We start from the raw sequence: 11,073 nt of genomic DNA, 5'->3' as shown, positions 1-11,073 counted from the left end.
TACCCCATAGTTCCAGTTTGCCGCAAGAAGTATCAATAATTGTTATAGATTCTCACCTCAGCTTTCTCTACTACTCCAATCAGTACCCTGCCCAAAAATTTTCGTAACAACGTAATCCAAGTTCTTCAACGCATCTACCACGCGAGTGCCTGCGGAGAGAGCGTGGTGATAATGTGTGCCCAGGCAGATTTATGTGCCACCAGAGTCACCGCATTATCTGCCGCTTGGTCATTACTGTCGGTTAGTTCCTCGTTGGCTTTATAATGCTGTACCCCTTGGCTGACTTTCATACCGCGCAAATACAGGCGTGGCCACACGACCTCTAGTTTATAATAATTACCGGCTCTGGAAGTGATTGCAACAGGCACTTTTTTTATAGTAGGTTGGACGCAAACGGGCGTGTATTCTGCCTATACTCATGGAAGGTATAACGCTCTTGAAAATATTTCTGTCCCTAGTTACCTTTTTGATTGTGTACGGGTCTTTGTATCCTTTTCATATAGCGCTGTCTTCATATGAACTGAGTCAGTGGCATGCGTTGCTTAACTTCGATATTACTCAAAGTGGTAGAGGAGATACGGTAGCAAATATTCTCCTGTTCGTGCCATTCGGCTTTCTCTGCGTACACAGTTATCCCGTCAGGAATCGAGTCCTAAGATTTGTCCACATCATGCTAGCGGGTCTGATACTTGCCTTTGGTCTTCAAGCAGCTCAACTGGTGATCCCCGGCCGAGTATCCAGCGGCAGTGATGCAGTGTGGAATATGCTGGGATGCCTTATAGGCTTCAATCTGGCGCTGCTACCTCTTATGAACTTATTACCGAAATCGAAAGGCCCTGCCCGCCTTCCACCCATACCCCTGGTGCTAGCCCTATTCTGCATTGCCTATAGTTGGGCTCCTTTCGTGCCGTCATTGGATTTCCAGTTGCTAAAAGATAACGTCAAGTTAATTTTTAGCCCCGACATCAGCCCCTGGTGGTTATTCCAGAAGTTCACCTTATGGCTGGTGATTTTTCGCTTCCTACGGTCATCGGACACCTGGTTGGGCAACGAGAGACTCTATCCTTTGACTCTTGTTATTGTATTGTCGGTAAGTCTGCTCATTGTTGGCCATGCTCCAGGTGCTGAGAATATTTTCGGAGGAGTACTTGCGCTAATGGCCTGGTACTTTTTGCGGCCTCTTCGTCAAGCGTCGATACTGGCTGTCCTGTTTGCCGTGTCACTCTTGATAACAACCTTTATTCCATTTGAGCTGCGCCAGGATCCTAATTCTTTCAGCTGGGTGCCATTTTCTGGCGCTCTCTCCAGCAACATACTACTGAACGCCATGTCTATTTTTAGGAAGCTGGCCTATTATGGTAGTCTGATCTGGTTGCTAACGGAGGCGGGGCTTCATTTGCGCACCTCTACAGTGATTGTAGCTGTAGTACTTTTTTTTAGTGAGCAATTACAGGTGTTTTTTGTTGGTCCATCGCCAGAGATAACAGATGCTGTGATGGCTGTTGCTATCGGAGTTATCCTCAGTCGTTATCAGATAATTCGACGATCTGAGCTTATAGGTAATCGGGTAGTTGATAGTGAGTTAAAAAAGTGAGAATTACCCACCGTGCTGATTTAAAGATGATGATTTTTTACAATCATCTATCGAGCAAGGTCACCAATGCCGGCGGGGTGCTCAGCTGAGACAGTCTCCCAAGCGAAAGAAATCGGATTAGCTAGTAATTTACAACCAATACGAAAGTGTTTAGCGTATTTATTATATTTTTCGGCTCTGGAAGTGATGGGAAAAGGCATTTTTCATGTAGAAAATCGGACTTATTCGTATCTTCCCTAAGTTTATATACAGCTATTCTATACCTTACTCAGCATTCGAATAGCTATTTAAGGCGCGACCCTACCGGCTTTTTAGTGTCTGGGCTATCGCGTCAAAGGCACGGTAGGTATTGACCGACCATTCGGGGTTGATAAATTCTGGCCAGGTAGAAAGCTTTACGATCGCCAATTCAGACTGTGGATCAACATAAATAAACTGGCCGAACACCCCTCGGGCCGAATAAACCCCCTTGTCAGTATCGATAACCCAGCACTGGTTACTGTAAGCTGCCTTAGGGTAATGCTCGGCAAAAACGCTATAGAGCACCTTGAAATGTTCACTTGAGCCCTGTCGACACGCCTTTATGAACGCTTCGGGAACGATCTGCTGACCATTAAATATACCGCCTTGTAAGTGCATCTGGGCAAACCGGGCCAGATCACGCAAGCTGGCACTGACTCCTCCGTCGGCTAGCGAGGTGCCGACTCGATCCAAGGTAATGTTGGCATCCTGCTCCGCGCCTAACTTAGCCCAGATCTCCCGGCTCAACAACACAGGCAGACGTTCGTTACAGACCTGTTCACAGATCCAGCCAAGCACATCAGTCTCGACCGAACGGTACTCAAAATGACCTCCATGCTCACGTCCCTTTTTAAGTGTCTTTAACAGTCCGTAGATCGTATCGGGTGAGGTGCGACCACCACGCTCACGCCAGCCGGAGGCGATATCAAGCTGGATATACTCCGCGTCAGGGTTGGTGTAATCCTCGCTAAACTGGATGCCGGTACGCATATTCAGCGCATCCTTCACCCGCGCATCGCCATAACCACAACCGGACAGGTCGGTTACGTAGTCACTGACTTTGGCGTCGGGATCAATCTTACCCTGGCCTATTAAAATGCCGACTAGGCTGCCAACCAACGTCTTCGACACCGACTGCAACAGATGCAGCGTGTGCGGCTGCATGCCGTTGAAGTACCGCTCCGTCACCACCTCGCCTCGATGCAGCACAATAAAACCATCGGTATAGCTATCGGTCAGAAAGGTCGCCAGATCAGTTTGCTGACTATCAACCCGCTCAAAACACACTTCATCGAGCGAGTGCGTTGCCTGTGGTAGCTCACTAACTGGCGCCATACCCCGCCGAATCGAAGCCACCGGAAACAGCTCGGACATATGCTGGAACGACCAACGGTTGTAAGGCGGGCTGTCCCAGTTATGCAGACCGATTTGCTTACCCTGAGGCGGCGGATAGCCCTGCATCAACTTCAGCTCTTGGTAACCCACCCCCGGCGCGGCCACATCTTTTTTATCGTACATAATCAACTCTCAACGCTTAATGAATGACGGCAGGCGAATCGATGCCTCTGCCCTGAAATTTCAGCTAGCCTGACACCGAACCAACTCCCATATGAAAAATAGCCTTCCTCTAGGCAGAAGGCGGCATGAACACCTTTCTGAATACTATTAAACAAATAGATGAGGGCAGCCACCCTCTACTTGTCTAATGACTATACTTTTGAAGCTTGCTATAAAATTCGTACTTTTTGCTTTGGTAACCAGAAGGTTTTAGCACCAATGGATACCACTCCTCAACAGCTTCTAGATCTTGCGTACTCGCACTTTTATAGTGTGATGGTGAGTTTAGTTAATCGCCTACAAGACGATAGTTTCGTCATGTACTTTAGCGTGATTAGATAAAGGCCGTTCCACACCAAAGATGAACGTGTACCTATAAGGTGCTTATCAATAGTTGTGGGCTCACTTAATGAAGAGTCAATATGAACCACATATGCCCTTCTTATGGACCTTGCAGAGTAAGTAAAAGTACTTATTCGCAACTTTCACATAAGTACCGTTTATTCCGAACGATAATGTCCGTAAGATGCCCATATTAAAAGCTAAAGCTGAATTTAATTTCCAAGACTAAACAGCCCTCACTCAATTGGACATAGCTGTCGGTTCAACACTAAAAAGGGTTGGAGCTTCTTAATCCGGGCGTCCAGAGTAATCTTTTTTACATGAATAGAGTCATTCAGCTTGGTAGTAATTATCGTTTTCAAAGGTCTTCAAGGAATATGCAATGAGTAAAAAAGTATCACCGATACCCAAAGGGTATCGCACCGTGACACCCGTCATTGTGGTTAGAGGGATTCAGGACGCCATCGAATTCTATCAGGGTTGCTTTGACGCGGAGCCGAGCCAACAGATTCTCAGCCCGGACGGGTTAACGGTCGCTGCCGCAACCCTTAAGATAGGCAATTCATTCGTACGTGTGATGGAGGAGTCATTGGAAAATAAGATATTGAGCCCTTCTGCACTTGGAGGTGCTGCTGCCAGTCTTCATCTTTACATCAATGATATTGATACGTTCTGGAAACAGGCACTTGATTGTGGTGCACGCCCTATTACAGCGCTGCAAGATGCTTACTGGGGTGAACGGCACGGGATTGTAGTAGATCCGTTTGGCCATCATTGGTCCATGGCTTCCAAGATCGAAAACCTATCTAAAGATGAACTGGTAGCCCGTGCGAAGGAAGCCTTTGCTTGCTGAAAAAGACATTCCATCCTGCATAAAAACACAGCGCTAGGGGGCTGTGATTTTATGCGCAATTAGGAATTAACGCTTCCTTTGAATACAAATCAAAGAGGGAGACTGACAGCCCTTTTAGTTTACTATCTTGCTTACCGACAGCTTCGAGTCTAGGCTAGGTCTATCCTGACTCTTGATACGCTCCATACAATTTTGTATGTCTTCTTACACCACTTGCTTTCCAGGTTAATAGATGAGTTCATCATCGACGAAAAACCATCAGAAAACACCTTGGCTGGCACTTTATAGTATTTGCCTAGCAGCATTTCTGGTGCCTATGGCGATGTCTGCAGTCAATCTTGCTTTGCCTTCAATAGCTGAGGACTTGCAGGTGGATGCAATCTTACTCAGTTGGATTCCCAGTGCGCCGCTCTGGGGGAGCGTTGTCCTGATGCTGCCAATTGCGCGGTTAGCCGATATCTGGGGGCGCAAGCGTGTTCATTTGTTAGGATTGTGTTTGTATGCCCTGTCTTCGCTAGCGGTTGTGTGGATAGATAGTATTGAATGGCTTTTAGTTTTTAGGGTGATACAAGGTTTAGCCAGCTCATTTATTTTTGCTACCGCGATGGCTATGGTGGCGGTCTTGGCGGGCAGCAAACGAAGAGGCATGTTTCTCGGTATCGTTTCCACGTCTGTATATCTAGGGTTGACGATTGGACCAGCTGCAGGAGGGTTGCTAACGGAGTGGTTAGGTTGGCGTAGTGTATTTTGGCTGCCTGTTCCCGGCATATTCATAGCGTTAGCTCTGATTGCCTGGTTACTGCCTAATGAGCAAAAATCAGCCGGGTCAGAGCCCCAGCAGTATTCTATGCGACAACGGTTCGACGTAACGGGCAGCTTACTGTTTTCTTTGAGCGTAAGCTGTTTGTTCTTTGGTGTAACAGGTTTACCGGATACAAGTTATATTGTTTTACTGAGCCTGGGGCTTGGTTTAAGTGGTGGGTTTATTTATCAACAACGTCACGCTAGTGTACCGTTGGTAAGAATAGATGCATTAAGCCAGAATCGGATTTTCAGCCGCTCTATGTTGGCTAGTCTTTGCATGTATGGGGCGAGCTTTCCCGTCCTTTTTATCGTCAGTTTGTATCTGCAGTACATTCAAGGACTCTCTCCGGGTGATGCCGGCAAAGTGATACTTTTACAGGCGTTGTTGACAGCCTGCATTGCCCCTATCGCTGGCCGATTGTCGGATAAATATGAACCCCGAATAATTGCTACCGCAGGCTGCGGTCTATTTATAATGGGGTTTGTACTGCTATTTTTTGTGAGTATGCAAACATCACTGTGGCAGGTTAAAGCCGGTTTATGCTTATTAGGTATCGGCTTTGGTTTATTTTCATCACCCAATACTAATGCAGCGATGAGCTCAGTAGATCCAGCACGCTTAGGTATTGCTTCAGCATTACTTAATCTGGCACGTACTGGCGGCAATATGTTTAGCACAGCGATTATGGTGGTTATCTTTAATTTTTATTTTGCCGACCAGATATTACAGCCCGAGCATTATCCACAACTATTAACGGTGGTAAAAATCACTCTGCTACTGGGCGGTTTATATGCATTATTGGGGGGGTACTTCTCACTGACTCGGGGGCGAATACGCTAGATAGACTCGTCATCATCTTATTAGGCCTTATGGCTCTCGAATTAATATCCGAGTGACCCAGATTAATGAGAATCACTCGATATTATTTATTGCACCGATATATAAGCGCGCTTTACATAAAACGGAGTATTCCAAGCATCCTTAGTCTTCTCCAACCTCAATTTGAGGCTGGAGAATACCTCAAGTCAAATCCTGTAGTGCATTATCCAACGCCTGAACAATCACATCTATATCATCCCGAGTAACAATCAAGGGAGGGCTAAGACAGATATTGTTATTCAGCGTTGCAAAGGAGCGGTTGGTACGCCCGATGATTACTCCATTGGCCATACAATGAGCAGCGATAGCCATACAAAAATTTTCATCGATAGGCTCTTTAGTAATACGATTTTTTACTAATTCAAAGCCTGCAAATAAGCCTTTACCTCGCACATCACCAATCACCTCATATTTATCCATGAGCTGATTCAAACAGCCTCGCAGGTACTCACCCTGCTCGGTAACATTTTCTAGTAGCTTTTCATCTTCGATGATTTGCATATTAACTAACGCAGCAGCAGGCCCTGCCGTGCAACCCGCAAAGGTAGAGATATCGCGAAAGTACCCCATACGCGGATCATCATCTTCCTTAAACGCATCAAAGACCTCTTCGGTGGTAACGGTACAGGAGATAGCGGCATAACCTGATGCGACACCTTTCGCCATAGTGACAATATCCGGTTGAATACCATAATGCTGATAGCCAAACCATTTGCCGGTGCGGCCTAGGCCACACACCACTTCATCGATATGCAGTAGGATGTCGTATTTTTTACAGATTTGCTGCACTCGCTCCCAGTAGCCGTTCGGTGCCTCAATAATGCCACCACCAGCGGTGATAGGCTCTAAGCATAAGGCTCCAACGGTATCAGGCTCTTCTGCAATAATGACCCGTTCAATTTGATCAGCGGCCCAAACACCGTAATTATCTATGTCTGCCCCTTCCTGAGCGCGATACTCACAGCAATGAGGAACTTCGACAAAACCCGGAGTAAAAGGCCCATATTGATTACGGCGTTCACTCTGACCGGTAGCGCTTAGCGTTGTAATAGTCGTGCCGTGATAATCCCGTTCCCTGTAGAGAATTTTACGCTTTTTACCACCGAACTTTTTATCTGCAATCTGGCGTACTATTTTGAATGCTTTTTCGTTGGCCTCAGAACCTGAATTTGAATAATACACCCGGCTTAAACCTGGCATTTTACTGATCAAACGTTCAGCAAACTGAGCCGCTGGAACATTACCTGCAGTCTGAGCAAAGTAGTTCATAGTGACCAGCTGGTCCCGAACGGCATCCGCGATCTCAGTACGGCCGTAGCCAACATTAACAGTCCATACAGCGCCAGATACTGCATCAAGATACTCATTACCTTTGGCATCCCAAACCCGTACGCCCTTACCTTTGACAATCATTAACGGGTCGCTGTTTTCATAGGCCTTATGTTGGGATAAGTGATGCCACACATGACTACGATCACTCTCTAGCACTGTTTCGGAAATTAGATTCTCTGTAACACTATTCATTTATCTAACCTATTCATAATTACTTCTAAATAGAAGAGCACTTTTATATGCGCTATATATTTATATTTACTCAGATATAAGAAAGGCCTTAGACCCAGCACCACAGAGGTTTTAATACCAACTAGCAATATGCTGATATCGAATATATTGAGTTGGAATCAGAGTAAATACTAACGAGATAACCTTTAAGTAATGAACTGCAGTAAATATAAAAATATTACAGCAGGTGTCACCTGCCGTAATTTTTATCCACTATCAATTAACTACATTTTCCTGCAACGCTTCTTCAACTTCAGGTTTACGACGCTCCGCCATCACCACGGATATAACAGCAATAGCAAAGGATACACAGGCCATAATCAGCGCCTTAACACCATAAATTGAATGACCTCCTAGGAAAGCGTAATAGATTGCAACGATGGTAGATATTGCGCCGATAACAGCAAACCCTTTGTACCAATCACCAAAGGCCGGAACAGAACCGTCATTACGGTAACGTGCGAGCAACGAATAGACATGGAAAATCACATAGGAAATAACCCAAACATAGGCACCACTAAATACCAACTCAATAACACTAGAACTTGTCATAGAAGGTACTGTTAGGAACACCGCCGTTAGCAAAATACCGGCAGTCGGTGTATGAGATTTAGGATTAAGATAAGCAAATGATGTGGAAATTGTTTCACCAAACAATAGTCCATCACGAGCGATAGAGAACAACAGACGAGAAAGAGCTGCAATAGCAACCGTTGCAGTACCCAACGTTGCAGCAGCAGAGGCAATTGCCATTAAAGTAAAACCAGTAGCGCCAAAAGCGTGTTGGCCAATCGCCAATTGCGGACAATCACCTGAACAAGCTGCTTCTGATGCAGCCAAGGTTTGCCAGAACTCTAAAGGCGCAGTGCCGGTTACCCCGACGCCCATCATAATGGATGTAGCTAAGATAATCAGAATACCTAACATCAAGCCCATAGGCATCGATTTTGCTGGATTCTTGACCTCTTCCGCTAGAGCACAGCCAAACTCAATACCTACAAAACTCCAAATCGCCAACCCTAAACCAACAATGATAATACCGCCATCACCAAACAACCCTGGAACGCCGCCTTCAGGAACCATATTTGCAGATGACCATTCACCAAATTCACCCCAGCCAAGAAAACCGGCTAGACCAAAGAACCAACGTATTCCCAACATAAAAATCAGCAGCAATGCGCTCACCCAAGCGGCTTCCTTCACGCCTAAGAGGTTTGGAACCACTGCCAGCACAACGATAATGCCAACAAAGTAGTGCACCCCGATATCCGAATGAAACAGCGCTTTCAGAGCATGGCCCCCAGCGGCGATCTCTCCAGAGATGCCGAAGCTGATCATAATAAAGAAACACAACGCCACAAATACACTGATTAATGCACCTAGGCGCCCAGAAAACAGATCTTTAGAATATTCATATAAAGCACCCGCTTTGGGATAGCGAACGCTTAAATCTGCCGCCGACATTGCCAACAGCATATTAATTGCACCAGCTATAACCAAGGCGACAACAAAGCCCCAACCCAAGGTGAAAAAGCCTGCAAAATCGGTAACCATAGTACTAGCAGCGACGACCAACGCTATACCAGCGACCATCACATCCCACGTACCTAACGTACGTGAAAGGTGAATCTTTTTATTATCCATAATGTCCTCACAATATTTATTTTTATTAATTTTCTCTGCTAAAAACCTTGTCTGATTTTTATTAAAAAATAACCTGCTAGTTTTTAGCCTTTTAAATAAATACGTGTGAAGAACAAATAACCTTAGACCCAACAGCATCTTTAAAACCGACATCGTTGGTTCCATCCGCATTATTTAGCATTTTAGAAAGCCGTGCGGTGGCCTCTGTCACAAAAACACAATGATGCTGGACCTATTAAACTTCGATTCCAGTGATACCTTGGCTACAAGAAGAAATTTGTTGACCGACAGCATGAGATCGCTGCCGGGTATTACCTCGACAAGGCTATTCAAATAAAAAAGGAAACCGAGTAATGAAAGACCTGACAAATTTGGACGTTACCGTCCACAACCAGCAAGCACTCGATCTTTACAATATTGCTGTAGCGGAGCTATGTCACTTTAAAAACCCAGTACCTACCACCGTCAAAATGCTGGAGGTAGAATCCAGTTTTGTGATGGGTCAGGTATTCAACGGTCATATCAACCTCTGGGCTACCGACAAAGATGACCTGCAATGGACAGAACAAAGCCTGCAAGCTATCGCTCATGTTAACTCGTCTCAACTAAATCGCCGAGAGCGGATGCATATCGCCGCCCTAACCACGTGGGCTAAAGGTGATCTACGTTCAGCGTCACAGCAATTAGACCAGATACTGGTCGAATATCCCCTAGATATTATGGCACTTCTTAGCGGCCACCAGCTGGACTTCTTTCTAGGCGATGCCTTAAATCTACTCGATCGAGTTTGCCGAGTACTCCCTGAGTGGGATAAAGAGCACCCACTCTATGGCTTCCTACTAGGAATGCTAAGCTTCGGCCAAGAAGAAACGGGGCGTTATGAGCTGGCTGAACAAACAGCTTTGGAAGCCGTCACGATCAACCCTAAGGACATCTGGGGTATACACGCCGTTGCTCACTCCCGCGAGATGCAGAGTAAGTTCAACGAAGGTGCCAACTTTATGCGTGAATACGAAAAGCATTGGTCTCAAGATAATGTGATGATTTCACACAATGCGATTCATCAGGGCCTGTACTTATTGGAAACTGGCGAGTTAGCCGAAGCGGTAGACCTCTATGACAAATATGTACACTGGACGGGTATTGAGCCTATCCCGATGGCTTTAGTAGATGCATCCTCAGTATTATGGAGGCTTCACTTAGAGGGCGTAGACTTGGGTAATAGAGCATATGAGCTAAGCGATTCTTGGCAGAAAAAAGATGATCAGCTCTTCTATGCGTTCAATGACGCCCATGCCATGCTCGCCTATGCTGCCAGTGGGAACGACAATGCGGCACAAACACTACTCAACAAGATGAAAGACTATGCAATTCATGGCGATAGTAGCGTTACCAACCATGCCATGGTTATACAAACGGGGTTGCCAACCTGCGAAGCCTTCTATGCCTTTGGTAAGGGTGACTATCAGACCGCGGCCAATAAACTCTGGGCTATAAAGAACACCAATGCCCAATTTGGCGGAAGTCACGCCCAGCGTGATGTGCTGGCTCGTACTCTTCTGGAAGCGGCGATCCGTTCAGACAACAGGACACTGGCTCAGGCAGTCGTGAATGAGCGTCTGATGGCGCGCCCTCAGAGCCCATACAACCTAAGCAAGCTAGAGCAGATCAGGGCAATGAACTAAGTTCCGACACTCATAAATCGGATGGAAGTAGCCACTGAAGTCCGATTTAATAGGTAATGATAACTGTAAAATCAGAACAACAAACGCCTGAGGCGATAACAAAGCTCACTTATTCTTATTAACATAGCCA

The 11,073-nt window shown here is 45.9% G+C and carries 8 protein-coding genes; 4 read left to right on the top strand and 4 right to left on the bottom strand.

The window, feature by feature from the left end:
• Positions 1–134 precede the first annotated feature (134 nt).
• Positions 135–317: a hypothetical protein gene (locus tag G511_RS24370; protein WP_156905199.1), complete on the bottom strand. Its 183-nt coding sequence runs from the start codon at positions 315–317 to the stop codon at positions 135–137.
• A 119-nt stretch (positions 318–436) separates the two neighbouring features.
• On the opposite strand from G511_RS24370, the gene G511_RS0110555 reads away from it, so the two are divergent.
• The gene (locus tag G511_RS0110555; RefSeq protein WP_169565761.1) at positions 437–1,594 is read left to right on the top strand and encodes a VanZ family protein; all 1,158 of its coding nucleotides are present in this window, start codon (positions 437–439) and stop codon (positions 1,592–1,594) included.
• 300 nt (positions 1,595–1,894) lie between these two features.
• On the opposite strand, the gene G511_RS0110550 is transcribed toward G511_RS0110555, so the two are convergent.
• Entirely contained in the window at positions 1,895–3,133 is a 1,239-nt protein-coding gene (locus G511_RS0110550; RefSeq protein ID WP_028469590.1) for a serine hydrolase domain-containing protein, read from the bottom strand.
• Positions 3,134–3,896: 763 nt separating this feature from the next.
• Between G511_RS0110550 and G511_RS0110545 the strand changes: the two genes are divergently transcribed.
• Together G511_RS0110545 and G511_RS0110540 are read left to right on the top strand one after the other, a co-directional pair.
• Entirely contained in the window at positions 3,897–4,367 is a 471-nt protein-coding gene (locus G511_RS0110545; RefSeq protein WP_028469589.1) for a VOC family protein, read from the top strand.
• Positions 4,368–4,599: 232 nt separating this feature from the next.
• Complete coding sequence (locus G511_RS0110540) at positions 4,600–6,012, top strand: MFS transporter (RefSeq protein WP_028469588.1); 1,413 nt, start codon at positions 4,600–4,602, stop codon at positions 6,010–6,012.
• A 180-nt stretch (positions 6,013–6,192) separates the two neighbouring features.
• Here G511_RS0110540 and G511_RS22565 read toward each other — a convergent pair whose 3' ends face one another.
• The gene (locus G511_RS22565; protein WP_036551868.1) at positions 6,193–7,575 is read right to left on the bottom strand and encodes an aminotransferase family protein; all 1,383 of its coding nucleotides are present in this window, start codon (positions 7,573–7,575) and stop codon (positions 6,193–6,195) included.
• A 255-nt stretch (positions 7,576–7,830) separates the two neighbouring features.
• Complete coding sequence (locus G511_RS0110525; RefSeq protein WP_169565759.1) at positions 7,831–9,258, bottom strand: APC family permease; 1,428 nt, start codon at positions 9,256–9,258, stop codon at positions 7,831–7,833.
• Positions 9,259–9,611: 353 nt separating this feature from the next.
• On the opposite strand from G511_RS0110525, the gene G511_RS22560 reads away from it, so the two are divergent.
• The gene (locus tag G511_RS22560) at positions 9,612–10,943 is read left to right on the top strand and encodes a tetratricopeptide repeat protein (RefSeq protein WP_051221878.1); all 1,332 of its coding nucleotides are present in this window, start codon (positions 9,612–9,614) and stop codon (positions 10,941–10,943) included.
• Positions 10,944–11,073: the final 130 nt, after the last annotated feature.

This window comes from Neptunomonas japonica DSM 18939 (genome assembly GCF_000422765.1).
Taxonomy (GTDB): domain Bacteria; phylum Pseudomonadota; class Gammaproteobacteria; order Pseudomonadales; family Balneatricaceae; genus Neptunomonas; species Neptunomonas japonica.
Note: the sequence above shows the minus strand (reverse complement) of the source record. Positions and strands in the feature narration are given on the sequence as shown.

Coding starts and splice junctions, on each gene's coding strand:
- G511_RS22560 (WP_051221878.1), top strand. CDS start 9,612: ATGAAAGACCTGACAAATTTGGACGTTACCGTCCACAACCAGCAAGCA.
- G511_RS0110525 (WP_169565759.1), bottom strand. CDS start 9,258: ATGGATAATAAAAAGATTCACCTTTCACGTACGTTAGGTACGTGGGAT.
- G511_RS0110550 (WP_028469590.1), bottom strand. CDS start 3,133: ATGTACGATAAAAAAGATGTGGCCGCGCCGGGGGTGGGTTACCAAGAG.
- G511_RS0110540 (WP_028469588.1), top strand. CDS start 4,600: ATGAGTTCATCATCGACGAAAAACCATCAGAAAACACCTTGGCTGGCA.
- G511_RS0110545 (WP_028469589.1), top strand. CDS start 3,897: ATGAGTAAAAAAGTATCACCGATACCCAAAGGGTATCGCACCGTGACA.
- G511_RS22565 (WP_036551868.1), bottom strand. CDS start 7,575: ATGAATAGTGTTACAGAGAATCTAATTTCCGAAACAGTGCTAGAGAGT.